This window comes from Roseomonas sp. F4 (genome assembly GCF_053891155.1).
Window position 1 is genome coordinate 782,114 of the sequence record NZ_JBSSHK010000002.1, and the last position, 25,743, is coordinate 807,856.

Genomic DNA, 25,743 nt, shown 5'->3' on the forward strand with positions numbered 1-25,743 from the left:
TTACGCCTTTCCGCTGGCGGGCGCCGTTTTGCTCGCCGCCTGCCAGCGGGCTTCCTCGGCGTATTGGCGGGCGAAATAGCCGCCCTTGCGCGCCAGAAGCTGCTTGAAACTGCCGCTTTCCACGATCCGCCCGCCATCCAGCACGATGATCCGGTCGGCATGGCGGATGGTGGACAGGCGGTGGGCGATGACGATGCGGGTGGCCGGCATGGTCCGGATGGCGCGCATCGTGGCCCGCTGGGTGACATTGTCCAGCGCGCTGGTCGCCTCATCCAGGATCAGGATGGCCGGCTTCTGCAACAGCGACCGCGCCAGCAGCAGGCGCTGTACCTGTCCGCCGGACAGCACACGGCTGGCATCGGTCAGCATCGTCTCCAGCCCCATCGGCATGGCGCGCACATCGGCCGCGAGCGCTGCCTGCTCCAGCGCCTGCCAGATCTCCACATCCGGGACCTGGGACAGGCCGCGCACCGCGTCCCGCAGGCTGCCGGGCGCGACGCGGCCGGCCTGGAGCACCGTCGCCACCTGTTGGCGCAGCACAGCAAGGTCCAGCCCGCGAATGTCGTGGCCGTCCATGTAGATGGCGCCGTTGCTCGGTTCCTCCATCCCCAGAAGCAGCCGCACCAGGGTGGATTTGCCGGCGCCGGAGCGGCCGACGATGGCGATGAACTCGCCCGGCTCGATCCGCAGGCTGAGCCCCGCGAAGACCCAGGCCTCGGTGGGGCCGTAGCGGAAGGCGAGGTTGGAAAGCTCCACCGCACCGCTCAGCCGGCCCGGATCCACCTTGCCCGTATCCGGCTCCGGCAAGGCATCCAGCAGCGGCTGGGCGAATTTGCGGGTCGGCATCAGGAACCACAGCGCAAACATGGTCTTGGCGAGCTGGGTGCCGGAGGCCGCCATCAGCCCATAGGCGGCGATGAAGGTCATGACCGAGGACAGGCTCGGCGGCGGCTCTCCCACCTCGACCCGCTGCATCAGCGCGATGATCAGGAAGGCGGCGGCGGTGGACAGCACGGCGAAGCCGGCGGCGAAGGCGTCGTAGCCATTGCTGATCCGCCGCGCGGCGGCAAGGCGGCGGCGCATTTCCGCGAAACGCCCCGCCCAGACGGTCTGCGCCCGCGCCTCGGCACCCGCGAGGCGCAGCTTCACCAGGCCGGAGACGATCTGGAACACCATGGCGTCCGCGAGGCCGGACAGCGCCTCGCCAGTCGCGAAGGCACGCGCCTGCAACCACCCCGCCAGATTGGCGGCGGCGAGTTGCAGCACCAGCATGCCGACCGCCACGGCGGCGGCCAGCGGCTGCGACAGCAGCATCAGCACCATCGAGGACAGGATCGTCGCCACCGCGCTGACGATGACGAAGCCGAAAGCCCGCAGCTGCACCGCCAGCGATATGGCGGAGACGGCGCGGCCGGAGGTCTCGCCCACGGTCTGGCGGTTCAGCGTGACCATGGGCAGGCGCATCACCCGGTCCCAGATCGCTGCATGCAGGGCGGGTCCGGCCTGGGCCTCGATGCGCTGCTGCGCGATCTCGCTGCCCAGTTTCACCATCCAGCTGACCGCCGCCACCAGCACCAGTGCCAGGCCGAGCTGCGCCAGCTCCCCCATATGCCCGCCAGGAATGAGGAGGGAGAAGGCGACGCCGGTGGCCATCGGCACCGCCTGGCCCAGCGCGGCGCCGATCAGCATGGTGACGAAGATGGCCGTCACATCCGTGCCGCTGCCGCGCATGCCGCTGCCGACGAGGTCCAGCAGGCCGAGCGCCTTGCGGGGCAGGGGCACGATGGGGGCCAGCGCGTCCCGCCCAATGCCCTGCGCCAATGTGGCATCGACGCGGATGCCTTTCGGCTTTTCCGCGCTGAACAGCCTGTAGCCGCGTCCATCCGGCAGCAGCGCCACGGTGGCCTGGCCGCCCAGGGTGCTGAACAGCGGCCCGTGATCCTCCAGCCACCACTTTTGCGGCAGATGCGCGGGCCGCAGCCGCAGGCCGGAGGCGCGGGCCAGCTCCTCCAGCGTCGGCACGGCGTCGATATCCGCGCGCCGCACTCGGATCGGCCGCTTCGCGCGCACCCCGAGATGTGCCGCGATGACGCGGAAGACCGGCATGAGCGGATCGGTGTCCGCGCTGGCCTGCACTTCCGGCGCATTGCCGAGGATGGCCGCAAAGGCGGAACGCTGTTCCGCGCCGGCTTCATCATCCCGCTCCGCGCGCAGGCGCAGACGGTTCAGCTCATCGGCGGCATCGAGCGCCAGGGCGGAGGACAGCGCGGCGAGGCTGGCGGCGTTGAAGGAGGCAAGCCCCTCGACCCAATCCGGCTCCGCTATGGCCTGGGCCGCCAGCACCGGCGTCAGCACGCCGCCACTGCCCGTCAGCCAGGCCTCGGGCGGCAGCGGCACCAGGCCGCTCAGCGGTTCCAGCCCCAGCAACAGCCAGGATCCCGGCGGAAGCCGCACCCAGATCGGATTGCCGCGGGCGGCGATGGTCGCGCCGGGCTGTGTCCGGACCGGGCCGGTGATGTCGGAGATGGCCAGGTCGGCGCGGGGCCGCGGCGCCATCGGACGCGCCAGGCCTTCCGCCAGGGCGTGGCACCAGGCCGAGCTGGCGATGGCGAGCCGGGTCTGATCCTCCGGTGTTTCCGCCGGGGCAAGTGTCACGGGCGTCAGTCGCGTGTCGGCCGTGCCCACGGCGATCAGCCGGGCGCCGATCTCGTCGATCCCGAGCCCGCAGATCAACCCGCCGGTCGGAATGGTGCCCAGGTAGCGGCGCGGCCCCTCGGTTGCCGGCGCGCGGGGTGGGCGCATGGCGAACAGGGTGACGCTGCCGGAACTGACCAGCCATCGATCCGCCGGATCATCCAGCGCCAACGGCGCATGGGCGGGCAGGGGGAAGCTCGGCGGTGGTTCGGATGCGGATGCCTCGGCCGGGGCGAGCGGCGTCGCGGGCAGGTCGTCAGGCATGGTCACCCGCTGGCGAGCATCGTGCGGAAGGGCCCCTCGTCGCGCGCCAGATCGTCCGGATGGCCGCGCTGGATGATGCGCCCACGCTCCATGACGATCACCTCGTCGCAATCCCGCACCAAAGCGAGGCGATGGGCGATGATGATCATGGTGCAGCCGCGCCGGCGCAGATTGCGCATCAGCGTGGCCTCCGACCGGTTGTCGAGCGCGGCCGTCGCCTCGTCCAGCATCAGGATGGCGGGGTCGGTGGCGATGGCGCGGGCCAATTCCAGCCGGGCGCGCTGGCCGCCGGACCAGTTGCGCCCTTCCTCCGCCACCACCCCGGCATAGCCGCCGCGGCGCGCCAGCACCTCGTCATGGATGGCGGCGTCCTGGGCGCATTCGACCAGGCGTTCATCGGCCAGCGTCGGGTCCCACATCGCGATATTGTCGCGAATGGTGCCGTCGAACAGATAGCCCTGCTGGTCCACCACGGCGACTTCCCGCCGCAACTCCTCACGCGGGATGCTGTCCAGCACCCGGCCATCGATGAGGATGTCACCCGACCAGGGGCGGTAAAGGCCGGCCACCAGCAGGGCGAGGGTTGATTTGCCGGAGCCCGAGCCGCCGACAATGCCCAGGCGACGGCCGGGCTCCAGGGTCAGGGAAATGCCGTCCAGAAGTGGCGGTTCCAGCCGGCTATGGCCGAAGACCACGTTGCGCAGCTCGACATGGCCGGCGAAGCGGGCAGCAGCACTGCGGGCCGGCGCGGTGGCGAATTCCGGCGCCAGCGGGTGGTGCATGGTGTCTTCCAGCAGCGTCAGGTTGGCCTTGGCGTCCTGCATCTGCGTGGCGACGCCGACCAGCTGCGCGACCGGCCCCATAAAGCCCATAGCGAGAGCCTGGAAGGCGACCAACTGGCCGACCGTCATCTCCCCTTCCATGATCCGCCCGCCGCCCAGCACGAGCACCGCGGCACCGGCGAGTACCGCGATGAAGGCGGGCAGTCCCTCCAGCATGCCTCGGCGCAACGCCAGCCGCTGGGTGATGTTGGCGACACCGGCACGGGTACCCGCCAACTGCGCCAGCAGCAGGCTTTCGCTGCCGGAGGCGCGGTAGGTCTCCATCATCTGCAACCCCTGCCGGGCCAGGCCGTCGGAGCGCATGGTGCGGGACAGCAAGCGCTGATTGTCGTCGCTCAGCGACCGGCCAAGCCACGCCAGGGCCACCAGATTGATAAGCGCGGCCAGGACCACGACCGCGGTCAGTAGCGGGTCATAGAGAACCATCACCGCGGCATAGGCAAAGGCCGTGATCAGGCCCAGCAGCCCCCGCCCGACATCGCCCGAGACCAGCCGCGCGACGCGGTCGTTCAGAATGACACGGCCCGCGACATCGCCGGGATGGCGCTGGGCGAAGAAGGCGACCGGCAGGCGGGTCAGACGCTCCAGGAACTGCGCGGAGCCGGCGACGGAAAGCCGCGTCTCCAGCCGCAGCAGCAGATCGAGCTGAAGCCAGGTGATGACGGCCATGACCGCCGCCACGCCCGCCATGCCCCAAAGCAGCGGCTGCAGCCAGGAATCGAAGCGCCCGACCAGGACATCATCGACGAAGACCTGGGAGAAGGCCGGCACCAACAGGGCCGGGATCATCAGCAGCATGCTGACTCCGACCAGGAAGCCGAAGCTGGCCTCATTGCCGCGCAGCCGGCGCATGATGCCGCCCAGCGCGCGCGGCTTCTCCCCTCCCTTGCGGAAATCCGGACCGGGCTCCAGCACCAGGGCAACGCCGGTGAAGTTGCGGTCCAATTCCTCGATCGGGATGCGGCGAGGGCCGCTGGCCGGGTCGTTGATGAAGGCGTGGCGAGGCCCGATGCCCTCGATGACCACGAAATGGTTCATGCCCCAATGGGCGATCAGGGGCAGCCGCATGCCGGAAAGGTGGCTCGGCTCCATGCGGAAGGCCTGCACCTCCATGCCGTATTGTCGGGCCGCCGCCGCGACGTGGCTGGCGCGGCTGCCGTCGCGGGATACGCCGCAGGCGACGCGCAACTCCTCCAGCGCCACCCAGCGGCCGTAATGGCCAAGGACGATGCCAAGCGCCGCCGCGCCGCATTCCACGGCCTCCATCTGCAACAGGGTGGGCGTGCGAACCCGGCGTCCGGGCCGGGCGGCTGCCGGCGCGGCGGTACCGGCATTCATGGCGTCGCGGCGTCCGCGGTCCGGGTCAGCCAGCCGCGCAGGGCGGGGAAGGCCAGCCCGATGAGGCGCACGGAGCGGACGGTGAATTCCGCCTCGGCCAGGGTGCCGGATTCCACGGCGAAATCGGGGCCGCTGCCGGTGGACCAGCGAAGGCCGCTGCGGGTCGCGGGGTCCCGTTCCAGCGCCACCTCCACCTCGAAGGGCGTCCCGAGCCCGGTGGTGAAGCTGCGCACCAGCTGGTCGTTCTGAAGCGTCCGAAGCAGGCCGGCGGAGGAGGCCGGCACATGCGCCACGCGCAGCACGCGGCCATAGACGAAGCCATGCTCCTCTCGCCGCGTGGAGGAGGGCGACACCTCGACCCGCAGACCCTCGGCGAGGCGTTTGCCGTCCTGGGCGGTGACGTAGATAATCGCGACCGGGCCGCCGGGCCCGCTGGCCGGGTCCCGCTCGATGGTCAGCAGCGCGGTGCCTCGCTGCACCACCTGGCCCTCATTGACCTTGGCCTCCACGACCGTGCCGGAATAGGGCGCCAGAACGGCGCCGAGGCGTTCCAGCCGGTCGCGCAGCGCCTGCGCCTGGCGGCCGGTTTCGTCGGCGCGGCGCTCGGCCTCCATGGTCTCGCGTTCCCGCTGGGTCCGCTTCAGCGCCTGATCGAGGACGAGCTGCTCTCGCTCATTGCGGGAGGCGGCGATCTGCTCGCGGACCTGGAATACCTCCACCCGGGCGAACAAGGCGCGGTCCCGGTTCACCAGGTTCTGCTGGGACAGGCCGCGCAGCACGTCCTCCCGCTGGATCATCATGCTCAGCCGTTCCTCCAGAAGGCGGAGGTTCTGGGTCAGGGCGGCGTCGCGGGCGATGCGGAAGGCGTCGGCGGCCGCCTCCTCCCGGCGATGGAACTCCATCAGCTCGCGCCGGTGCCGGGCGGCGTCGGCGGCCTGGCCCTCGGCCAGGGAAAGCTGCAGCCGGACCTCCGACTGGTCCACATTGGCGATCGGCCGTCCCGCCTCGACACGGTCCCCAGGGCGGACCAGCAGGTTCTCGACGCGCCCATCCGTATCCGCAACGATATCGATCACGCCGCCAGGGGGCAGGAGAATGCCGCGCCCCGCCACTTTCACTGGAACATCGACCAGGGAGGACCAGACGATGCCGATGACGGCGAGTGCCAGAAGCGTGCCGCCCACCGCCCAGGTCCAGGGTCGCATGACGCGCAATGCCTCGTCATACCGGTCCGGCGCGGCAGCCTCGTCGACCGCCTGGCGGCGGAACAGGGAAGGGGGCGACATGCGTGTGCGGTCAGATCCTGGGCGACGTCTCAGCCTGCGCCCTTAGTCCGTTATTGTGCCGTAGCCTGTCGGTTTTGGGAACGCCCGAGTGAAAAGCGGCGGCTCATGAAGGAACATTCAAGTGTCATGCAAAACGAGACGGTTGGGATGGGCGGACTCGTCAGTATAGGTCGAAACGGACGGTGCGACGGGAATTGCCAAGCCGAACCGAATTACCCCGCCGCACGTAGCGTCGCACGCCAGACCCGCAGGAAGTTGCCGGACCAGAGCAGCCCAAGTTCCCGGGGGCCATAGCCGCGCCGCAGCAGCTCCGCGCTGAGCGCGCCGGTCGTCGAGGCATCCTGCCAGCCCTCAATCCCGCCGCCACCATCGAAGTCGGAGGACAGGCCGACGTGATCGATGCCGATGCGACGCACCGCGTAATCCACATGGTCCGCATAATCGGCGATGCTGGCGCGGGAGCTGCCGCTCGGGCCTGGATCGACCAGGAAGGCGGGCACGGCCGTGATCTGGATCAGCCCGCCGACATCGCGCAGGGTATCGAGCTGCACGTCGTCCAGGTTGCGCGGATGGTCGCGCAGCGCGCGGCAGCAGGCATGCGTGGCCACGACGGGCGTGCGGGACAGTTCCGCCGCCTGGAGCATGGAACTGCGCGCCACATGCGAGACATCGACGATCAGCCCGACGCGATTCATCTCCGCGATGGCTTGCCGGCCGAGCGCAGAAAGCCCGCCATGCAGGGTGGGGCCGTCGCCCAGATCGGCGCGGGGCCGCGCCGCATCGGACAGGGCGTTGTGGCCGTCATGCGTCACGGTGAGATAGATGGCGCCGAGCTTCCGCCACAGGGCGAGGCGCGACAGATCCTGGCCCATCGCATGGCCATTCTCGACGCCGAGCAGGATGCCCAGAGCCCCATCGGCGATGCAGGCCTCAAGCTCATCCGGTGTGGTGCAGAGCTTCCGCCGCATGGGTGTCTCGCCGGCCGTGGCGGCGATGGCCCGCAGCATCGCCTCCGCCCGCGCGCCCGCCGCGTCCTGGCTTTCCGCGGTCAGCGGCCCTTGGGAGACGTAGGCAATGAAGACCACGGATTTCAGCCCGCCGGCCTTCATCTTCATATAGTCCACACGTCGCGTGGTCTGCGTCGCGGGATCGGGGGTATTCGGCCAGGGAATGTCGACATGGGTGTCGAGCGTCAGGGTTGCCGCATGGATGGCGGCGTGGTGCGCCGCCTCGCCGTCCCGGGTGGCGATCGGCTTGTCGTTGTGCGCTGAGGTCATGCGGGTGACGCTGGCGTCTGCGCCGCCCTACGTCAACCGTCGCGCCGGAGGCGCGCCTCAAGAGTCGCGCGGTCGCGTCTGGTCCGCTCCTAGCCGCCGCTCCAGCCAGCGCGTGCCCGCCGAGATCAGCAGGATCAGCACCAGATATTCCAGGATCAGCACGGTGTAGATCTCCAGCGGCCGGAAGACGGAGACCACCAGCTCATTGGCCCGACGGGTGAGGTCCTGATAGCCAATGACGCTGGCCAGGCTGCTCATCTTCACCACATAGACGAATTGGTTCGCGACCGGCGGGATGATCCGCCGCAGCGCCTGCGGCAAGATGACGAAGCGCATCGCCTGCCAGCGCGACAGGCCGAGCGCATGGGCCCCCTCTCGCTGCCCCTGCTCGATGCTCTGGATGCCGCCGCGCAGGATTTCCGCCTCGAAGGCCGAATCGCAGAGGGCGATGGCGATCAGCGCCGCGGTGAAGACATCCAGTCGGATGCCGAGCACGACCGGCAGGCCGTAGAAGACCCAGAGGATCAGCACCAAGATCGGCACCGCGCGGAACAGCTCCACCCAGGCGCGGTTGGCCAGCCGCAGGGCGCGGGACCGCGCGAAGCCCAGCAGGGCGACGCCGGTGCCCAGCGTGACCGAAAGCAGGATGGCGGCGAGGGAGAGCGAGACGGTCGCCCAAAGCCCCTCTACCATGAACAGCAGATTGGCCTGGCCCCGGCTGTCCGCCGGATTGACCACGTGCCAGCCCCAATTACCGCCGCAGCCGGCCAGCAACAGCGACAGGGGAAGAAGGCGGAGGAGGGGCAGGGCCATGCCGCTGTCTCCCATGCTTCGCGCCGCCGTGCGATATCGGCGGGGTGATTCGGTGCCGCACCGTTGCGGATTTGCCGGGCCGGCCCAAACTCGACCCGAGCCGAACAGGAGCCCTCCCATGCATCGTCGCCACATCCCTGCTGCCGCCGCGGCCGCCGCCCTACTGCTGCCTGCCCAGGCCTCGGCCCAGCCCGCTGGCGGGGGGCGGTTGCAGGCCATCCAATCCGCCGGGCGCATCCGTATCGGCACCACGGGCGACTTCAACCCGATGAGCTTCCGCGACCCCGCCACCCGCAGCTATCGCGGCCACCAGATCGAGGCGGCGGAACAACTGGCGAAGGACATGGGGGTGCGGGCGGAATTCGTCGCGACCGAATGGCGCACCCTCATCAACGGGCTCCAGGCCGACCAGTATGATGTGATCTTCACGGGCACCTCAATGTCCGTCGCCCGCGCCATGGCGGGCAGCTTCACCCTGCCCTGGGGCCGCACCGGCTTCATCCCCCTGACCACGCGCCGCAACGCCGCCCGCTTCGCGAATTGGGAGGCATTGAACCAGCGGGGGGTGACGGTGGCGACCAATCTCGGCACCACCATGGAGCAGTTCGTGCAGCAGGCGTTGCCGGCCGCGACCCTGCGCCGGGTCGAGAGCCCGGCGCGGGACTGGCAGGAGCTGCTGGGCGGGCGGGTGGATGCCACCATGTCCACGGTGATCGAGGCCGCCTTCCTGACCCGGGAATATCCCGACCTGGTGGCGCTGTTCGGCGATCAGCCGCGCAACCCGATTCCCATGGCCTTCATGGCGCCGCTGCAGGACCCGGTCTTCCTCAACTTCCTGAACACCTGGGTGACGATCCGCCTGGCCAGCGGCTTCTTTGCCGAGCTGGGCCAGAAGTGGAATGTCTCGGCCTGACGGTCGTCGTCAGGCGAGCAGCTGCATCAGCAGCATGCCGCAGCCCAGCACCGCCGTGGGTGCGGTTAGGGCCAGCAGCAGGGTGAGCGGTCGGGATGGCCGCTCCGGACTTGTGGACCAGGTGGCCTGGCGCGGCGGAACGGCGATGGCGGCGGGGTAGGTCAGCACGCGGTGGCGCCGCGCGGCGCCGCAGGGCAGGCGAATGACCTTCGCGCCGCGGGCCTGTGGCCGTCGTGCCGCGGCGCCTGTCCGCAGGGACCAGAGGGGAAGGGTCTGTCGAGCCTTGGCCGTTGTCGCCATGGGGCGTCTCGCATCCTGCATCACCGGCCCGGGCCAAATGTGCCGCGGGCTCATGCTACGGGATGAGAGCAACCGCCATGCCATGCATTTTGCGAGAGCTTACCTTCCGCCGCGCGCCTGATCGATCAGCGATCGCATGCGCCGTACCGCCGAGGGCAGACCCTCGAAGACGCTCTGGCTGATGAGGAAATGGCCGATCGAGACTTCGGAGACCTGGGGCAGGGCCGCGATGCCGCCGATGCAGTCATAGTCGAGCCCATGGCCGGCGTGGCAGAGCAGGCCCGCCGCCTCGACCGCCGCCGCGCCGCGGGTCAGTCGCGCCAGATGCGCCGGGCGGTCGGCCGGGGCGGCATCGGCATAGGTGCCGGTGTGCAGCTCCACGCAGTTCGCGCCGATCCGCGCCGCGGCCTCGATCTGCGCCGGATCGGCCTCGATGAAGATGGAGGTGCGGATGCCGGCGCCGTTCAGGCGCTTCACCGCCTCGGCGAGGTCGGAGCCCGCGCGCAGGATGTCGAGGCCGCCTTCGGTGGTCAGTTCCTGGCGCTTCTCCGGCACCAGGCAGCAGGCCTCCGGCCGCAGGCGCGTGGCGATGGCCACCATCTCCTCGGTCGCGGCCATTTCCAGGTTCAGCTTGGTCGGGACTTCCGCCTTCATCCGCTCCACGTCGCGGTCGCGGATATGCCGGCGATCCTCCCGCAGATGGATGGTGATGCCCTCTGCTCCCGCTTCCAGGCAGATATGCGCGGCGGCGACCGGGTCGGGGAACTGGCCGCCACGCGCATTCCGCAGCGTCGCGACGTGGTCCACATTGATCGACAGCAGGATCGTGTTCATGGCGTGGATTCCCTTGCGCGGCTTGCGGCCATTTCCGCGGCCAGCCGCAGCGCGGCGATCAGGCTGCCGGGATCGGCCAGGCCCTGGCCGGCGATATCGAGCGCAGTGCCGTGGTCCGGGCTGGTGCGGATGATGCGCAGCCCAAGCGTGACATTGACGCCGCCATCCATGTCGAGCGTCTTGATCGGGATCAGCGCCTGGTCGTGATACATGCACAGCGCGGCGTCGTAGCCGGCGCGCGCCCGTGGCGTGAACATCGTGTCGGCGGGCAGAGGGCCACGGGCGGCGATGCCGGCCTCGCGCAGGGCGGCGATGGCGGGCGCCACGATCTCGATATCCTCTCGCCCCATGGTCCCGGCCTCCCCGGCATGGGGGTTGAGGCCGGCGATGACGAGGCGGGGCTGGGCGAGGCCGAAATCCCGGCGCAGCGCGGCGGCGACGATCCTGCCCTGTTCCACGATCATCGCCGTGGTCAGGCTGCGCAGCGCCTCGGCCAGGGCGACATGGATGGTCACGGGCACCACGCGCAGGCCAGGGCAGGCCAGCATCATCACCGGCGGACCGCCATCGCCGGCCAGTTCGCCCAGAAATTCGGTATGGCCGGGGTGCCGGAAGCCGGCGGCGGTCAGCACCGCCTTCTGAATCGGGTTGGTGACCACGGCACCGACGCGGCCCGTCAGGGCCAAATGCACCGCGTCCTCGATGGCGCCGATCACGGCGGGGGCATTGGCGGGGTCCGGATGCCCGAGGCGCAGGGGCGCAGCCAGGGGGCGGGGCAGGATCGGCAAAGCGGTGGCGAAGGCGGCGGCGGCCTGTTCGGGTGCCTCGATCACCGCGACGGGGACATCCAGGCATTGCGCCGGATCGCCGATCAGGAAGAAGGCGGGACCCGACTCTCGAAGGGCGCGCCAGGCCTTGGCGGTGGTCTCGCCGCCGATTCCGGCCGGTTCGCCCATGGTCAGCGCGAGGGGGAGACGGGTCATGGATGCCGCGTAGCGCCTTCGCCGCCGGGCGCCTAGTGGGGCATCTGGCGCAGGCGGAGCAGCAGTGCATCCACCTCCACCTCGGTCTGGTAGATGCCGAAGCCGAAGCGCAGCCGGTTGCCGCGACGGTCGGTGACGATGCCCGCCGCGGCGAGGCGCTGCTGCCAGGCTTCGGCATCCGTCAGGTCGAAGGTGAGAAAGTTGCCGCGCCTCGACTCGGCCAGTGGCACCACCAGCCGGCTGGGGTCGAGGCCCGTGCCGCCCAGGCCCTGAACGAAGCGGGCCTGCAAGGCATGGGCGTGGTCGTGGATGGTGGCGGTGGTCAGCCCCATGGACGCGACCCAGCCCAGCGCCGCATCCAGCCGGAACAGGCCCGAGGGATCGAAGGTGGCGCCCATGAAGCGCCAGCCATCCGCCGCATAGCCGACGCCGCCGCCGGCCTGTTCCAGCGCCCCGAAGGCGGCATACCAGCCGGTGGCGCGCGGCCGCGGCAGCCAGCCGGGCGGGCAATGCAGGAAGCAGGCGCCCTCGCCTGCCATGGCGTATTTATAGCCACCAGCGGTGTAGAAGGCGCGGCCGACCAGCGGCCCCAGATCGACCGGGCGCGCCATGAAGGCGTGGTAGCCGTCGATCACGAACACCGCCTCGCCGGCCGCCGCCGCAAGGGCTTCGAGACCCTCCATCGCGAAGCCGGAGGCAAAGAAGACCTGGCTGACCCAGATGAGGTCGAAGCCCCGGGGGGCGGCCTCCATCAGCCGGTCCAGGCAGCTTTCACCGGGTTCGCTGGCAATCCGGGTGACGGTGACCAGGCCTTCCTCCTCCAGCCGCGCGAGCTGGCGGGACAGGCTGTGGAACTCGCCATCGGTGGTCAGGATGCGCGGCGGGCGCCCGGTCGGCAGGGAGAAAAGGATGCGCAGAAGGAAATCATGGGTATTCGAAGCGAAGACCAGCGTGGCCGGATCGGGCAGACCGAGGTGATGCGCCACCTGCTGGCGGCAGCGGTCCAAGACTGGTCCCAGCACCTCCTCCCATTTCCCATCCTGCAGGCGGGCTGCCACGTCCCAGGCCTGCAACTGAGCGGCGCGCGTCACATCAGGCCAGGGGTGGTGGCTATGCGCGGCGAAGTGCAGCCGCTGCGGATCGGCGCCGAGAAACCGGGAAAAATGCGATCTGAGGTCCAACATGCGGGCTTCCATGTGGCATCGGCCGGGGCGGCGTCTAGACTGGATCTTACCCGATGGAGGTCTGTGGATGGTCGAGGGTGCGGAGACGGATTTCAGCCGCCGGATGAGTTATGGTGACTATCTGGGCCTGGACCGCCTGCTGTCGGCGCAGATGCCCCGCAGCGGCCAGCATGACGAGATGCTGTTCATCATCATCCATCAGGTCCAGGAGCTGTGGCTGAAGCTGATGGGCCATGAGCTGGATCTGGCGATGGACCGCATCCGGGCCGACGACCTGGCCCCCGCTTTCAAGGCGATGGCCCGCATCAGCCGCATCCAGCGCCAGCTTGTCGAGGCCTGGGATGTCCTGACCACCCTGACCCCGCACGACTACCTGGCCTTCCGGGAGAGCCTCGGCTCCTCCTCCGGCTTCCAGTCCTGGCAGTATCGGCTGGTGGAATACCGCCTCGGCAGCCGGAACGCCTTCATGATGCGCCCGCATGCCCATGTGCCGGAGGTGCACGGCCTGCTGCGCAGGGCCTTCGAATCGCCGAGCCTGTATGACGAGGCGCTGCGGCTGCTGCATCGCCGCGGCCTGCCGGTGCCGGAGCAGGTGGTGACGCGCGATGTGCGTGAAGCCCATGTCGCGGACCCGGCGGTCGAGGCCGTCTGGGCCACGGTCTATCGCGACGCCTCCACCCATTTCGACCTCTATGAGCTGGCGGAGGAGCTGGTGGATCTGGAGGACGCCTTCCAGACATGGCGGTTTCGCCATCTGAAGACCGTCGAACGCATCATCGGCCATCGCAAGGGCACCGGCGGAAGCGCCGGCGTCAGCTATTTGCAAACGGCGCTGGACGGGCGGTTCTTCCCGGAATTGTGGTCGGTCCGCACCAGCCTCTGAACGTGCCGGGCGATTGACCTGGCGCAAGGTTACGGCAGGGGAAGGCATGTAGCATGGCCTCCATGCTCGCCAATTGTCTCCATGACCTGACCGCCCTGGGCACGGGTGCCCTGGCATCCGTGCTCGTCGCCATGCTGCTGACCGGGTTGGCGGGCGGAGTGACCCATTGTGCCGGCATGTGCGCCCCCTTCGTCATCGCCCAGTCAGGCGCGGCCGTGGGTGGTGGTGGGGATGGGATGCTGGCACGGCTGTCGGGTGCGGCGCTGCTGCCCTATCACGCAGGACGCCTCGTGGGTTACGGGGCGCTGGGTGCGGTGGCCGGCGCCAGCGCGGGGCTGCTCAGCCAGGTGACAGGGCTGCGACATGTGCTGGCGGCGCTGCTGCTGCTGGCGGCCGTGCTGATGATGCGCCAGGCCCTCGGGCGCCTGCCCGCATCCTGGCGGGGCAAATTGGCCTTCTGGCGGCGCGGCGCGGCGGCATCGAAGACTGTAAGCACCGCCAGCGACACCGAAGGTCCCTTCCAGCGCGCGATCGGTCGGCTGCTGGTGCGTCCCGGCGGCTGGAACGGCTTCGGGCTCGGGCTGCTTCTCTCGGCACTGCCCTGCGGCCTGCTCTATGCCGCGCTGGCGGCGGCGGCGGCGACCGGCAGCGCCCTTGCCGGGGCGCTGGCCATGCTGGCCTTCACGCTGGGCACGATTCCGGCGCTGATCGGTGTGGCTCTGCTCGGCCGGCTGTTCCTGAGGCGCTCCGGGCCGATGACCCGGATGGTAGGGGCGCTGCTCTTCGTGGTGAATGCGGCCCTTTTGGCCGGGATGGCCATGCAATTGATGGCGTGATGACCAATCCCGCCGGGCGTTGACGGCATCTAAACCAGCCTCGTGCTGATCTGCGCCCTGCACCAGGACGGGGCCTTGGCATGTCTGTGTCGTTCAGCGGCACGGTACCGGATACGATCTACGAGAACGCGCAACGCAGCGACTGGGTCGCCTACCTGACTTTCTCGGAGGGTGTGCAGTCGGCCGCGCTGTACGGCGTGGATGCCGGATTGTTCACCGCGACCTTCAGCAGCAGCCGACGGCTGATGACCATCACGCCGTTGCAGACCTTTGATGCAGAGGCGTATCCGGCCGGGACCAGCTTCACCTTTGCCCTGAGTGTCAAGACCTCGGCCGGCTGGGCGCCATCTGGCTTCCAGTTCAGCATCCGGCTGGTCAACCTCGACGACACGCCGCCGCAAAGCGTTCGCTTCAGCAGCGGCGGCGTGGTGCTGGCCAATGATGTCGGCGCGCCGATCGGCATGCTCACCGCGACCGATCCGGATACGGCCGGCCCTATCACCTATCGCGTGGCCTGGCCGGATTCGGCCTGGTTCATGATGGTGGGCAACGAATTGCGGCTGCGTCCCGGCGTTGACATGGTCGGCCAGGGCGGCACGGTGCGGGAGGTGATGATCGAGGCCGATGACGGTCTCAACATCTCCAGTCACACCATATCCGTCTCCATCCTTCAGCCGGGTCCCAGCTCGGCCTTCGTGGTGCAGGACGGGAGCATCTTCGCCGACACGCTGACCGCCGGGGGCACGCCCGCCGCGTTGTTCGGCCATGGCGGGAATGACCTGCTGCGCGGCGGGGTCGCGGCCGACAGCCTGGAAGGCGGCGATGGTGACGACACCATTGAAGGCGGCGGGGCGGCGGACACCATTCGGGGCGGCAACGGCAATGACGTCCTCCGCGGTGGCGACGGGGCCGACAGCCTGTTCGGCGATGCGGGTGACGACTGGCTCGAAGGTGGCGAGGGCATCGACCGGCTGGTGGGCGGGGATGGCGCCGACACGCTGGATGGCGGCGGGACCGAGGCCAACAGGCTGATCGGCGGCCTGGGTAATGACGTCTACCTTCTACGCAACCAGACCGAAACCTGGCTGGAAGTGGCGGGGGGAGGGATCGACGAACTGGTCGTGAGCTGGTCGATGACCATGCCGGCGGAGATCGAACGGCTGCGTCTTCGCGCCGGCAGTGGCCATCACTCACTGACGGGGTCCGCCGGCGACGACTCGCTGTATGGCAATGACGGCAACAACCTGCTGACCGCGGGCTCGGGCAATGATTTCGTCGAGGGTGGGGCCGGCGATGACACGATGACCGGCGATGGCGGCGCCGACACCTTGTATGGTGGCGACGGAGCCGATTGGCTGATCGGCTATTCGGGCAATGATGTCCTGTACGGTGGCACCGGCAATGACCGCATCTCCGGGAATGACGGTCTGGACTGGCTCTCCGGCGAGGCGGGAGCCGACCTGCTGTCGGGTGGGACGGGGGCGGACACCCTGGATGGCGGAGCCGATAACGACACGCTGATGGGCGGTGACGGCAATGACATCCTGCGTGGCGGCGATGGCAATGACCGGCTGGATGGCGGTGCGGGCGACGACACGCTGGAAGGCGGCTCCGGCGCCGATGACCTTCAGGGCGGGGCGGGCAATGACCTGCTGCGGGCGGGGCTCGGCGCTGGTTCCATCCTTCGCGGTGGCGACGGCGCCGATACGCTTGATGCCGCGTCGGGGGATCGACTCACCAGCCGATTGCTGGGCGGGCCGGGAAACGATCTCTACATCATCGACTCGCGCGGCGACGTCGTCATCGAGGACGCGAGCGGCGGCACGGACACGGTCTGGGCGCAGTTGTCGGCCGGCGGCTATCTGCTGCCGCCGAATGTGGAAAACCTGGTCCTTCTGGGCGCAGCGCTTCTGGGGGGAGGCAATGCGCTGGCGAACCAGATCACCGGCAATGCATTGCCGAATCTCCTGCTGGGCGAAGGTGGGGCCGATACGCTGCGCGGCGGGCTTGGCGACGATACGCTGAGCGGCGGAGCCGGCGCCGACCGCTTCATGATCGACCACAATGCAGGTGCCGACATCATCCTCGATTTCAGGCCCGGCGAGGACTTTCTGCTATTGCCCGCCTCAAGCTTCGCCACGGCAGCCGCGGCTTTGACAGCGATTCGTGCCGTCGAGGCCGGCGCCATGCTGACGCTCGGCAGCGGCAGCGTGTTGTTGCTCGGCCTGACGCCTTCGCAGCTCCACGCCGGCGACATCAACCTGTTCTGATCAGCGCACGAGGTCGCGATAGGCATGCCATGTGGCGTGCCCGATCAGGGGCATGACCAAGGCGAGACCCAGGAAAAACGGCACCAGGGCCATCGCGGTGAAGACCACGATCAACCCGGCCCAAAGCGCCATGGCGCGCCAGTTCAGCAGGGTCACGCGCGTCGAGACGACAATGGCCTCCACCGCCGAGATGTCGCGATCCACCAGCATGGGGATCGCGACGGCGGAGATGGCGAAGGCGACGGACGCCAGGACGAAGCCGAAGCCGGTGCCGATGATCAGGAAGGGGAGGAGCATCTCGGACCGCAGCATGGCCATGGGCAGGGTCTCGATGGCCGGGGAGAAGCCGAGTCCGAAGAAGACGGCGAAGAGCAGTCCCGCCACGCGCACCCAGAACAGATGCAGCAGCAGCAACGCCACGCCCATGAAGGCCAGCTGGGGGCCATTGCGTCGGAACCCTTGCAGGCAGAGCGCCAGGGAAACCGGCTCGCCCCTTTCCCGACGCCGGCTGGCCTCATAAAGGCCGGCGGCGATCAAGGGCGCCACCAGGAAGAAGCCGGCGGTGGCAGGCAGCACGGCCCAGGCGATGCAGGAATTCAGCAGCAGCGCGCTCAGAACCCAGCCGGCGACGACCACGGCGCCGCCGTACAGAAAGCCTATATGCGGCAGGGCCATCAGATCCTGCCAGCCGGCGGCCAGCCAGACCCAGGGCCTGTCGGGTGGCGCCGGGCCGATGGAGGGTGTCCACGGCCCATGGGCCGTCGATGCGGCGGTCTCGTCCATCTTGCGGGCCCCAACTTTCCTGTTTGTCATCCCTGTCATCACATTACCGGCCACCCCCGACGTTTCCATTGATCCGCATCAAGGACCCGGTGAGGCGGCTCGTGTCTTCTGCCGCGACCACACCGCCCAGATTGCGACCCCGGTGTGCGGAGGGGAGAGTTTTGTCATGGCAGCAGCAGGCTACGCCGCCAGCTCAGTCGGATCGGCTGCGGTGACGCGGTACGAGCCCTATGTGGAGGCACCCATAAGGGCCTTCGCGATCGCGACCGTCTTCTGGGGCGTGGTCGGCTTTCTGATGGGCGTGCTGATCGCCTCTCAGCTGGCCTGGCCGCTGCTGAACCTGGATCTGGAATGGACGACCTTTGGGCGGCTGCGCCCGGTCCATACCTCCGCCGTGATCTTCGCCTTCGGTGGCAATGCGCTGATCTGCACCAGCCTGTACGTCGTGCAGCGCACCTGCCGTGCCCGCCTGTTCGGTGGTGAGCCGATGGCCTGGTTCCTGTTCTGGGGCTACCAGTTCTTCATCGTGGCCGCGGCCGTCGGCTACGTCTTCGGCGTGACCCAGGGCAAGGAATATGCCGAGCCCGAGTGGTTCGTCGACATCTGGCTGACAGTGGTCTGGGTGCACTACCTGATCGCCTTCGGCGGCACGATCCTGCGGCGCGAGGAGCCGCATATCTATGTCGCGAACTGGTTCTACCTCGCCTTCATCGTCACCGTCGCCATGCTGCACATCGTCAACAACCTGGCGCTGCCGATCACCCTCGGCCACGGCAAGAGCTACGGCCTGGCGGCCGGCGTGCAGGATGCGATGATCCAGTGGTGGTACGGCCACAACGCGGTGGGCTTCTTCCTGACCGCCGGCTTCCTCGGCATGATGTACTACTTCATCCCGAAGCAGGCCGACCGGCCGGTCTATTCCTACCGCCTGTCGATCGTGCACTTCTGGTCGCTGATCTTCCTCTACATCTGGGCCGGCCCGCACCACCTGCACTACACCGCGCTGCCCGACTGGGCGCAGACGCTGGGCATGGTGTTCTCGGTGATGCTGTGGATGCCGTCCTGGGGCGGCATGATCAACGGGCTGATGACGCTGTCCGGCGCTTGGGACAAGCTGCGCACCGATCCGGGGCTACGCTTCTCCGTCACCGCCGTGGGCTTCTACGGCATGTCCACCTTCGAAGGGCCGGTGATGTCGATCAAGGCGGTGAACGCCCTGTCGCACTATACCGACTGGACCATCGGCCATGTGCATTCCGGTGCCATGGGCTGGGTCGGCTTCATCACCTTCGGCGCGCTCTACTGGCTGTTCCCGAAGCTGTGGAACAAGAAGTCGCTGTACAGCCAGAAGCTGGTGTCCTGGCACTTTTGGATCGCGACGCTTGGCATCGTTCTCTACATCACCGCGATGTGGGTCTCCGGCATCCTGCAGGGCCTGATGTGGCGTGCCTATGACGAGCTGGGCTTCCTGCAATACGCCTTCATCGAAAGCGTCGCGGCGATGCATCCCTACTACGTCATCCGCATGCTGGGCGGTGTGATGTACCTGAGTGGCGCGCTGATCATGGTCTTCAACCTGTGGAAGACGGTGACAAGCGAAGAGCTGAACGAGACCGCGCCGGTGGCTGAGCCCGTCGCCACCTACACCCACGCCCCCGCCGAGTGAGGAGTCCTGTCATGCGTTGGTTCAATCACGGACTCATCGAGAAGAACCTGATCCTGATGGGCGTGCTGACGCTCATCACGGTCTCCATCGGCGGGCTCGCGCAGATCGTGCCGCTGTTTACGGTGGAAAGCACCATCGAACGTGTGGAAGGCGTCCGCCCCTACACGCCGCTCGAACTGGCGGGCCGCAACATCTATGTGCGGGAGGGCTGCTACCTCTGCCACAGCCAGATGGTGCGCCCCTTCCGCGACGAGTTGGAGCGTTACGGAAACTACTCCCTGGCCGCGGAAAGCATGTACGACCACCCGTTCCAATGGGGCTCGAAGCGCACTGGGCCTGACCTGGCGCGTGTCGGTGGCCGCTATTCGGATGACTGGCACGCCGCGCATCTCCGCAGCCCGCGCGCGGTGGTGCCGGAGAGTGTGATGCCGCCCTACGCCTTCCTGGATCGTCCGCTGGAGGCGCGCGACATCGCCGACCATCTGCGGGCGCAGGTCGCCGTGGGTGTGCCCTATACGCCGGAGATGATCGCCAATGCCCGCGCGGACCTTGAGGCGCAGGCCAGACCGGATCTCGATGGCGCCGCCTTCAGCGGCCGCTACGCCCGCGCCCGCCAGGGCACCTTCGACGGTAACGCCAGCGTTGTGACGGAGATGGATGCGCTGGTCGCCTATCTGCAGATGCTCGGCACGCTCGTTCGCTTCAGCGACGTGACGCCTGAGCAGCTTCGCCAGCAGTGAGGAGCGCCATCATGGACCTCGTCGCCCTGCAACCGATCTTCTCCACCCTCTGGGTGGTCTGGTTCTTCGTTCTTTTCATCGGAATCCTGCTGCGGGTCCTGGCGCCTGGCCGGAAGCAGGATTTCGAGCGGGCGGGGCAGATCCCCTTCCGTGAAAACCCCTCCGACCGCCAGCGCTGAGGAGTCCCATCGCATGCCGACCAAGATCGAGAAGGACAGCCTCACCGGCACCGAGACCACCGGCCATAGCTGGGACGGGATCCAGGAGCTGAACACGCCGCTGCCGAAGTGGTGGCTCTATACCTTCTATGCCTGCATCGCCTTCGCCGCCGTCTGGGTGGTGATCTATCCAGCCTTCCCCTTCCAGGGCGCCACCGGCCTGTCCGGCTGGATCGCGCGTGAAGCGGTGGTGGACACGGTGCGGCAGGCGGAAGCGCGGCGCGAGCCTATGATGGCCCGCATCCGTAGCGCGACGCCGCAGCAGATCGCGGAGGATCCGGAACTGCGGAACTTCGCCATCGCTGGTGGGCGCATCGCCTTCGCCAACAACTGTGCCGGCTGCCACGGCGCAGGCGGCCAGGGTGCCGCGGGCGGCTTCCCCTCCCTGGCCGATGACGACTGGATCTGGGGCGGTAGCCATGACGCGATCCTCCAGACCGTCACGCACGGTATCCGCGCCGGCGAAAGCGACTCCGAGCGGGTAAGCATGATGCCGCGCTTCCTCGCCGATGGCGTGCTGACCCTGCCGCAGGTGAACGACACTGCCGAATTCGTCCTGTCCTTGACCGGGCACTCGACGGATGCGGCGGCGCTGGAGCGTGGCACGACCCTCTTCGCCGAGAACTGCGCCGCCTGCCATGGCGAACGCGGCGAGGGCAATCGCGATGTCGGCGCGCCGCGTCTGTCGGATCGCATCTGGCTCTATGGCGGCGACAAGCCGTCCATCGTTCGCTCCATCTCCTACAGCCGCGGCGGCGTCATGCCGGCCTGGGGTCCGAGGCTGGATGCGGCGGTGATCAACATGCTTGCCGTCTATGTCCATGCCTTGGGCGGCGGCGAAAACTGAAGGACGGAGCGCGGAGCGCGTCTCATGAGCACCATCCCGCCCAAGGACCGGTTGCGTCCCACGAACGAGGCTTCGGTCGCCGCGCCGTCGCTCTATGCCAGCCGCCAGCAGGTCTATCCCAAGGCGGTCAGCGGGCAGGTGCGGCGCGCCAAGTGGGTGGTGCTCATTCTGTGTCTTGCCGCCTATTACCTCGTGCCCTGGCTGCGGTGGGACCGCGGCCCGGGCGCGCCGGACCAGGCGGTGCTGGTCGATATCGCCAACGGCCGGCTGTTCTTCTTCTTCATCGAGATCTGGCCGCAGGAGGTCTACTTCCTCACTGGCCTGCTGGTGCTTGGTGCCATCGGGCTGTTCGTGGCGACCAGCCTGTTCGGCCGCGTCTGGTGCGGCTTCACCTGCCCGCAGACGGTCTGGACCGACCTGTTCATGTGGGTCGAGCGACTGATCCAGGGCGATCGCAATGAACGTATGCGCCTCGACAAGGCGCCCTGGTCGCTCGACAAGTTCCGCAAGAAGGCGAGCACGCACGTGGCCTGGCTGCTGATCGCGGCGGCGACGGGCGGTGCCTGGATCATGTATTTCAACGATGCCCCGACCGTGGCCCGGGAACTGCTGACCGGCCGCGCCTCGCTGGAGGTCTACTTCTTCTTCGCCCTGTTCTCCGGCACCACCTATCTCCTGGCTGGCTGGGCGCGCGAGCAGGTCTGTACCTATATGTGCCCGTGGCCGCGCTTCCAGGCCGCGATGCTGGATGAGAACTCCCTTGTCGTGACCTATCGCGACTGGCGTGGGGAGCCTCGCGGCAAGGCGAAGGATGCGAGCGCCGGCGACTGCGTCGACTGCCGCGCCTGCGTCAATGTCTGCCCCACCGGCATCGACATCCGCGACGGGCAGCAGCTGGAATGCATCGGCTGCGGTCTCTGCATCGACGCCTGCGACGACATCATGACGCGCCTGGATCGCCCCAAGGGCCTCGTGGCCTTCGAGACGCTCGCCAACCTAGCCGCCTCCACCGCGGCGACGAAGGCCATGCCGCCGAGCTCCACGCGCTGTTCCACCGGCATGGCAGTGCGCCGCGTGCCGCGCTTCGTCCGGCCGCGCACCATGCTCTATGGGGCGATGCTGGCTGCGGTGATGGCGGTGATGCTGGGCGCATTCCTGCTGCGCGAGACGGTCACCCTCTCCGTGCTGCGTGACCGCGCGCCGCTGTTTGTCACGCTCTCCGATGGCGCCGTGCGCAACGGCTACACGCTGAAGATCGCCAACAAGGATCGCGACGTAACGACCCTGACGCTCGAACTCGTCGCGCCCCAACCCTTGCAGGTGGCGGTGCAGGAGGGTGTGGCGATGGGTGAGAACCGCTTCGGCGTCACCACCCGTCCGGACGGCATCACCCAATGGCGCGTGCTGGTCACGCGTCCCGAGGGCCTGCCGGCGCGCGAGAGCATGGATGTCACCTTCCGCCTGCTGGATGCGCGGGGCCATGTCGTCGCCTCCAGCCACAGCGTCTTTCTGGGGCCAAAGCCATGAACGAGACGGCGATGAATTACGATCCGCGGCGCGGCCGCTGGATTCCCTGGGTCTTTGTCGGCGGCATGCTGCTGGTGGTCGTGGTCAATTTCGGCCTGGTCTGGGCCGCGCTGTCCACCTTCACGGGCGTCACCGTCGGCAAGTCCTTTGATCGGGGCCGCAGCTACAACCACGTGCTGGAAGCCGCCGCGCGGCAGGAGGCGCTGGGTTGGCGGGCGGAGGTCGCGCTGGTGCAGGGGATGGTGAAGGTCCTTGTGGTGGATCGGGATGGCGCCCCGGTGGCCGGCGCGCTGGAGGGTGTGCTGCTGCGACCACTGCAGGGGCTCGAAGAGCCCTTGGCCTTCCAGCAACGCGCCGCGGGGCGCTTTGAAGCCCCGGCCGCACCCTCGCTGCCCGGCCAGTGGGAAGCCCGCCTGCTGCTGCGTGCCGGCGGTGAGACCTTCGACATCCGCCAGCGGTTGATCGCGCCATGAGCAGCGAACCGGCGACCCGGGAACGGTTCGAGCCGGCGCAGATCGGCCTGTCCCGCGCCCATTGCGCGCATTGCGGCACGCCCCTGGCACCCGGCCAGGGCGCCTTCTGCTGCACCGGCTGCAACGGGGCGCATGCATTGGTGCGCGGCCTGGGGCTGGATGCCTTCTATCGCCGCCAGGACACCGCCGCTGGCACCCTGCGGCCACCGGAAGCGCCGCCGGCCTTCGATGCGGCGACGCTCGCCGTCGCCCAGGCCGATGGTACCCAGCGCCTGGAGGTGATGGTCAGTGGCCTGACCTGCGGCGCCTGCGTCTGGCTGGTGGAACAGGCGCTGGCCGCGGAGCCGGACGTGCTGCGCGCGCGAGCCAGCCTGACTGCCCGCCGCCTGACCGTCGTCTGGCGCGGCCCGGCCGAACGCGCGCGGGACCTGGTGGCGCTGGTCGCGCGCCTGGGCTTCCGGGTCGCACCCTGGTCGCCGGCCTGTCTGCGGGCGACGGAGGATGCGGAGGGCCAGGCGCTGCTGCGCGCGCTGGGCATTGCCGCTTTTGGCTCGATGAACGTCATGCTGGTTTCCATCGCCGTCTGGGTCGGTGGCGACATGGGCGAGCAGACGCGGGCGCTGATGCATTGGCTGGCCGCGCTGATCGGCCTGCCGACGGTGCTGGTCGCCGGCATGCCCTTCTACCGCTCGGCCTGGGAGTCACTGCGCGCACGGCGTGGCAATATGGACCTCGCCGTCTCGCTCGGCGTCATCGCCACCACGCTCATGAGCCTCAGCGAAGCTTTCCGGAACGGCCCCTACACCTGGTTCGATGGCGCGACGGCGCTGCTGGCCCTGCTGCTGGCGGGGCGGGTGCTGGATCGCGGCATGCGTCGGCGGGCGCGGCAGGCGGTGGCGGAGTTGCTGGCGCTTCAGGACGGCACGGTGGCACTACTTTGCGCCGATGGCACCACCCGATCCGTGCCGGCGGAAAGCGTCCATGCCGGGGATGAGCTTCTGATCGCCAGCGGTGACCGCCTGCGGCTGGATGGCGTGGCGGCGGAGGAGGTGGTGCTCGACCTCGGCGCCACCACGGGCGAATCCGTGCCGCGCCGCCTTCCGGCCGGAGAGGTTCTGGCCGCTGGCTCGGTGAACATGGGCACCGGCTTCCGGATGCGGGTGACCGCGGCGCTGAAGGACGGCTCGCTCGCCGCCCTTGGACGGTTGCTGGAGCGCGCGGAGCAGGGCAGGGGGCGTTTCGTCTCCATCGCCGATCGCGCCGCGCGCTTCTATGTGCCGGTCATCCACACGGTCGCCTTCGCTACCTTCCTGGGCTGGTGGCTGGGGGTTGGCGTCAGTTGGCAGGCAGCGCTTGTGCCGGCGGTCGCGGCGCTGATCGTCACCTGCCCCTGCGGCCTCGCCATCGCCGTGCCCGCGGTGCAGGTCGCGGCAGTGGGCGCGCTGTTCCGGCGCGGCGTTCTGGTCGCCTCGCCCACGGCGCTGGAGCGGTTGGCGAGCGCCGACCACGCGGTGTTGGACAAGACCGGCACGCTGTCGGAAGGCCATCCGGACCTGCTGCCCGATGCGGCGCTGGACCCGGTGATGCTGAGGCTGGCGGCCTCCCTGGCGCGAAGCAGCCGCCATCCCCTGGCCCAGGCCGTGGTCCGGGCCTGCCCGGAGGCGCCGGCGCTCGATGAGGTGGTGGAGGTGCCCGGCAGCGGCCTGCAGCGCGGCGATGTCCGGCTCGGCAGCGCTGCCTTCTGCGGCGTGGTGGAGGCGCCGGGTTCCGGGATGAGCCTCTGGCTCAGCGTACCGGGCCAAGCGCCCATCGCCTTCCATTTCCAGGACCGGCTGCGCGAGGATGCGGGCCGCGTCGTCACCTCGCTTCAGGCCCTGGGCCTGCGGACCGAGCTGCTCTCCGGCGACGCGCCGGCCACGGTGGAGGAAGCCGCCGAGGTGACCGGGATCGGCCCCTGGCAGGCCCGGGCGACGCCTGCCGATAAGGCGGCGCGGATCGAGGCGCTGCGTGGCGCCGGAACCCGTCCCCTGATGGTGGGCGACGGCATCAATGATGCGGCCGCGCTGGCCATGGCGCATGTCTCGGTCAGCCCCGCCAATGGCACCGACATCGCCCAGGCGGCCTCCGACCTGGTGCTGCGTGGCGAGGGGCTGGGCGCGCTGCCCTACGCGATCCGCGTGGCGCGCCGTGCGCAGAGCCTGGCGCGGCAAAATATCGCATTCAGCTTGATCTATAACGTGGTGGCGGTGCCGGCGGCCGTGCTGGGTTTGGTCACCCCGCTGATCGCGGCGCTGGTGATGGCGAGCAGTTCCATCATCGTCATCTGCAACGCCCTGCGCGCGGGGAAGGAGCCGGTCTGATGAACGCCCTCGTCCTGCTCGTGCCCATCGCCCTCCTCCTCGGCCTGCTGGGTCTCGCGCTGTTCCTGTGGACGCTGCGCAACCGGCAATACGAGGATCTGGATGGCGCCGCCGCCCGCATTCTGTTCGATGATTTGCCTAGGAAGGACCCGACACCGTGATCTACTTCATGATCCTCTCTGCCTTGATCTCCCTGATCGGCCTGGCCGCCGCCGCGGCCGCGCAGGAAGCCAGCCTGTCCTATTTCGGCCTGGCGCTCTTCGCCTTCGGGGTGCTGTTTGGGCTGATGCTGCTGAAGCAGCATTTTGATGCCAAGGATGCCGGGCAGCATTGATTCTTTGAGCTGCCCTCAAACGCCGGGCGGCCGCATCCGCGGCCTTGGCTTCGCCGCATAAGCGGCGGCGGCCATTCG

At 68.9% G+C, this 25,743-nt stretch carries 23 protein-coding genes; 13 read left to right on the forward strand and 10 right to left on the reverse strand.

The window, feature by feature from the left end; all coding sequences use genetic code 11:
• The 5 genes from ACVFYP_RS11095 to ACVFYP_RS11115 all read right to left on the reverse strand — a co-directional run bounded on the left by ACVFYP_RS11095 (position 1) and on the right by ACVFYP_RS11115 (position 8,514).
• Positions 1–2,958, reverse strand: a complete 2,958-nt coding sequence (locus tag ACVFYP_RS11095; RefSeq protein ID WP_499200235.1) for an ATP-binding cassette domain-containing protein — start codon at positions 2,956–2,958, stop codon at positions 1–3.
• 2 nt (positions 2,959–2,960) lie between these two features.
• A complete protein-coding gene (locus ACVFYP_RS11100; protein WP_499200236.1) occupies positions 2,961–5,138 on the reverse strand; it encodes an NHLP family bacteriocin export ABC transporter peptidase/permease/ATPase subunit in 2,178 nt (725 codons plus the stop codon).
• A complete protein-coding gene (locus ACVFYP_RS11105; RefSeq protein ID WP_499200237.1) occupies positions 5,135–6,424 on the reverse strand; it encodes an NHLP bacteriocin system secretion protein in 1,290 nt (429 codons plus the stop codon). Before ACVFYP_RS11105 ends, ACVFYP_RS11100 begins: the two co-directional genes overlap by 4 nt.
• Positions 6,425–6,636: 212 nt before the next feature.
• Positions 6,637–7,701 carry a dipeptidase gene (locus ACVFYP_RS11110; RefSeq protein WP_499200238.1) on the reverse strand — a complete coding sequence of 355 codons (1,065 nt, stop codon included), beginning with the start codon at positions 7,699–7,701 and terminating at the stop codon, positions 6,637–6,639.
• 57 nt (positions 7,702–7,758) lie between these two features.
• A complete protein-coding gene (locus ACVFYP_RS11115) occupies positions 7,759–8,514 on the reverse strand; it encodes an amino acid ABC transporter permease (RefSeq protein WP_499200239.1) in 756 nt (251 codons plus the stop codon).
• 118 nt (positions 8,515–8,632) lie between these two features.
• Between ACVFYP_RS11115 and ACVFYP_RS11120 the strand changes: the two genes are divergently transcribed.
• Entirely contained in the window at positions 8,633–9,427 is a 795-nt protein-coding gene (locus ACVFYP_RS11120; protein WP_499200240.1) for a transporter substrate-binding domain-containing protein, read from the forward strand.
• 9 nt (positions 9,428–9,436) lie between these two features.
• On the opposite strand, the gene ACVFYP_RS11125 is transcribed toward ACVFYP_RS11120, so the two are convergent.
• The 4 genes from ACVFYP_RS11125 to ACVFYP_RS11140 all read right to left on the reverse strand — a co-directional run bounded on the left by ACVFYP_RS11125 (position 9,437) and on the right by ACVFYP_RS11140 (position 12,728).
• Complete coding sequence (locus ACVFYP_RS11125; RefSeq protein ID WP_499200241.1) at positions 9,437–9,727, reverse strand: hypothetical protein; 291 nt, start codon at positions 9,725–9,727, stop codon at positions 9,437–9,439.
• Positions 9,728–9,826: 99 nt separating this feature from the next.
• Positions 9,827–10,561, reverse strand: a complete 735-nt coding sequence (locus tag ACVFYP_RS11130; protein ID WP_499200242.1) for a pyridoxine 5'-phosphate synthase — start codon at positions 10,559–10,561, stop codon at positions 9,827–9,829.
• Positions 10,558–11,544 carry a 4-hydroxythreonine-4-phosphate dehydrogenase PdxA gene (gene pdxA, locus ACVFYP_RS11135; protein WP_499200243.1) on the reverse strand — a complete coding sequence of 329 codons (987 nt, stop codon included), beginning with the start codon at positions 11,542–11,544 and terminating at the stop codon, positions 10,558–10,560. The genes ACVFYP_RS11130 and pdxA overlap by 4 nt, the downstream gene beginning before the upstream one ends.
• A gap of 32 nt (positions 11,545–11,576) precedes the next feature.
• Positions 11,577–12,728, reverse strand: a complete 1,152-nt coding sequence (locus tag ACVFYP_RS11140) for an aminotransferase class V-fold PLP-dependent enzyme (protein ID WP_499200244.1) — start codon at positions 12,726–12,728, stop codon at positions 11,577–11,579.
• 67 nt (positions 12,729–12,795) lie between these two features.
• Here ACVFYP_RS11140 and kynA point away from each other — a divergent pair, with 67 nt between their 5' ends.
• The 3 genes from kynA (at position 12,796) to ACVFYP_RS11155 (ending at position 16,717) form a co-directional block, all read left to right on the forward strand.
• Positions 12,796–13,611, forward strand: a complete 816-nt coding sequence (gene kynA, locus ACVFYP_RS11145) for a tryptophan 2,3-dioxygenase (RefSeq protein WP_499200245.1) — start codon at positions 12,796–12,798, stop codon at positions 13,609–13,611.
• 53 nt (positions 13,612–13,664) lie between these two features.
• A complete protein-coding gene (locus ACVFYP_RS11150; RefSeq protein ID WP_499200246.1) occupies positions 13,665–14,447 on the forward strand; it encodes an urease accessory protein UreH domain-containing protein in 783 nt (260 codons plus the stop codon).
• An 86-nt stretch (positions 14,448–14,533) separates the two neighbouring features.
• Complete coding sequence (locus ACVFYP_RS11155; protein ID WP_499200247.1) at positions 14,534–16,717, forward strand: calcium-binding protein; 2,184 nt, start codon at positions 14,534–14,536, stop codon at positions 16,715–16,717.
• On the opposite strand, the gene ACVFYP_RS11160 is transcribed toward ACVFYP_RS11155, so the two are convergent.
• Complete coding sequence (locus ACVFYP_RS11160; protein WP_499200248.1) at positions 16,718–17,500, reverse strand: DUF2189 domain-containing protein; 783 nt, start codon at positions 17,498–17,500, stop codon at positions 16,718–16,720.
• Between the two features lie 211 nt (positions 17,501–17,711).
• On the opposite strand from ACVFYP_RS11160, the gene ccoN reads away from it, so the two are divergent.
• Genes ccoN through ACVFYP_RS11205 form a run of 9 tightly spaced genes read left to right on the forward strand, consistent with a single transcriptional unit; the run spans position 17,712 to position 25,665 of the window.
• Positions 17,712–19,166, forward strand: a complete 1,455-nt coding sequence (gene ccoN, locus ACVFYP_RS11165; protein ID WP_499200249.1) for a cytochrome-c oxidase, cbb3-type subunit I — start codon at positions 17,712–17,714, stop codon at positions 19,164–19,166.
• Between the two features lie 11 nt (positions 19,167–19,177).
• Positions 19,178–19,906 carry a cytochrome-c oxidase, cbb3-type subunit II gene (ccoO, locus tag ACVFYP_RS11170; RefSeq protein ID WP_499200250.1) on the forward strand — a complete coding sequence of 243 codons (729 nt, stop codon included), beginning with the start codon at positions 19,178–19,180 and terminating at the stop codon, positions 19,904–19,906.
• 11 nt (positions 19,907–19,917) lie between these two features.
• The gene (locus ACVFYP_RS11175; protein WP_499200251.1) at positions 19,918–20,085 is read left to right on the forward strand and encodes a cbb3-type cytochrome oxidase subunit 3; all 168 of its coding nucleotides are present in this window, start codon (positions 19,918–19,920) and stop codon (positions 20,083–20,085) included.
• A gap of 13 nt (positions 20,086–20,098) precedes the next feature.
• Positions 20,099–20,971, forward strand: a complete 873-nt coding sequence (gene ccoP / locus ACVFYP_RS11180; RefSeq protein ID WP_499200252.1) for a cytochrome-c oxidase, cbb3-type subunit III — start codon at positions 20,099–20,101, stop codon at positions 20,969–20,971.
• A 24-nt stretch (positions 20,972–20,995) separates the two neighbouring features.
• Entirely contained in the window at positions 20,996–22,498 is a 1,503-nt protein-coding gene (gene ccoG / locus ACVFYP_RS11185) for a cytochrome c oxidase accessory protein CcoG (RefSeq protein ID WP_499200253.1), read from the forward strand.
• On the forward strand, positions 22,495–22,971 hold the full coding sequence (locus ACVFYP_RS11190; RefSeq protein WP_499200254.1) for a FixH family protein: 477 nt from the start codon (positions 22,495–22,497) through the stop codon (positions 22,969–22,971). The genes ccoG and ACVFYP_RS11190 overlap by 4 nt, the downstream gene beginning before the upstream one ends.
• Positions 22,968–25,331, forward strand: a complete 2,364-nt coding sequence (locus ACVFYP_RS11195) for a heavy metal translocating P-type ATPase (protein WP_499200255.1) — start codon at positions 22,968–22,970, stop codon at positions 25,329–25,331. The genes ACVFYP_RS11190 and ACVFYP_RS11195 overlap by 4 nt, the downstream gene beginning before the upstream one ends.
• A complete protein-coding gene (ccoS, locus tag ACVFYP_RS11200; RefSeq protein WP_499200256.1) occupies positions 25,331–25,492 on the forward strand; it encodes a cbb3-type cytochrome oxidase assembly protein CcoS in 162 nt (53 codons plus the stop codon). Before ACVFYP_RS11195 ends, ccoS begins: the two co-directional genes overlap by 1 nt.
• Entirely contained in the window at positions 25,489–25,665 is a 177-nt protein-coding gene (locus tag ACVFYP_RS11205) for a hypothetical protein (RefSeq protein WP_499200257.1), read from the forward strand. Before ccoS ends, ACVFYP_RS11205 begins: the two co-directional genes overlap by 4 nt.
• The last annotated feature ends 78 nt before the right edge of the window (positions 25,666–25,743 follow it).

Excerpts from the sequence above, each read along its gene's own strand:
- ACVFYP_RS11120 (WP_499200240.1), top strand. The coding sequence starts at position 8,633 with ATGCATCGTCGCCACATCCCTGCTGCCGCCGCGGCCGCCGCCCTACTG.
- ccoO (WP_499200250.1), top strand. The coding sequence starts at position 19,178 with ATGCGTTGGTTCAATCACGGACTCATCGAGAAGAACCTGATCCTGATG.
- ACVFYP_RS11125 (WP_499200241.1), bottom strand. The coding sequence starts at position 9,727 with ATGGCGACAACGGCCAAGGCTCGACAGACCCTTCCCCTCTGGTCCCTG.
- ccoS (WP_499200256.1), top strand. The coding sequence starts at position 25,331 with ATGAACGCCCTCGTCCTGCTCGTGCCCATCGCCCTCCTCCTCGGCCTG.
- ACVFYP_RS11190 (WP_499200254.1), top strand. The coding sequence starts at position 22,495 with ATGAACGAGACGGCGATGAATTACGATCCGCGGCGCGGCCGCTGGATT.
- ACVFYP_RS11195 (WP_499200255.1), top strand. The coding sequence starts at position 22,968 with ATGAGCAGCGAACCGGCGACCCGGGAACGGTTCGAGCCGGCGCAGATC.
- ACVFYP_RS11140 (WP_499200244.1), bottom strand. The coding sequence starts at position 12,728 with ATGTTGGACCTCAGATCGCATTTTTCCCGGTTTCTCGGCGCCGATCCG.
- ccoP (WP_499200252.1), top strand. The coding sequence starts at position 20,099 with ATGCCGACCAAGATCGAGAAGGACAGCCTCACCGGCACCGAGACCACC.
- ACVFYP_RS11175 (WP_499200251.1), top strand. The coding sequence starts at position 19,918 with ATGGACCTCGTCGCCCTGCAACCGATCTTCTCCACCCTCTGGGTGGTC.
- ACVFYP_RS11105 (WP_499200237.1), bottom strand. The coding sequence starts at position 6,424 with ATGTCGCCCCCTTCCCTGTTCCGCCGCCAGGCGGTCGACGAGGCTGCC.
- ACVFYP_RS11115 (WP_499200239.1), bottom strand. The coding sequence starts at position 8,514 with ATGGCCCTGCCCCTCCTCCGCCTTCTTCCCCTGTCGCTGTTGCTGGCC.
- ACVFYP_RS11130 (WP_499200242.1), bottom strand. The coding sequence starts at position 10,561 with ATGAACACGATCCTGCTGTCGATCAATGTGGACCACGTCGCGACGCTG.
- ACVFYP_RS11150 (WP_499200246.1), top strand. The coding sequence starts at position 13,665 with ATGGCCTCCATGCTCGCCAATTGTCTCCATGACCTGACCGCCCTGGGC.
- ACVFYP_RS11160 (WP_499200248.1), bottom strand. The coding sequence starts at position 17,500 with ATGGACGAGACCGCCGCATCGACGGCCCATGGGCCGTGGACACCCTCC.
- ACVFYP_RS11110 (WP_499200238.1), bottom strand. The coding sequence starts at position 7,701 with ATGACCTCAGCGCACAACGACAAGCCGATCGCCACCCGGGACGGCGAG.
- ACVFYP_RS11095 (WP_499200235.1), bottom strand. The coding sequence starts at position 2,958 with ATGCCTGACGACCTGCCCGCGACGCCGCTCGCCCCGGCCGAGGCATCC.
- ccoG (WP_499200253.1), top strand. The coding sequence starts at position 20,996 with ATGAGCACCATCCCGCCCAAGGACCGGTTGCGTCCCACGAACGAGGCT.
- ACVFYP_RS11100 (WP_499200236.1), bottom strand. The coding sequence starts at position 5,138 with ATGAATGCCGGTACCGCCGCGCCGGCAGCCGCCCGGCCCGGACGCCGG.
- kynA (WP_499200245.1), top strand. The coding sequence starts at position 12,796 with ATGGTCGAGGGTGCGGAGACGGATTTCAGCCGCCGGATGAGTTATGGT.
- pdxA (WP_499200243.1), bottom strand. The coding sequence starts at position 11,544 with ATGACCCGTCTCCCCCTCGCGCTGACCATGGGCGAACCGGCCGGAATC.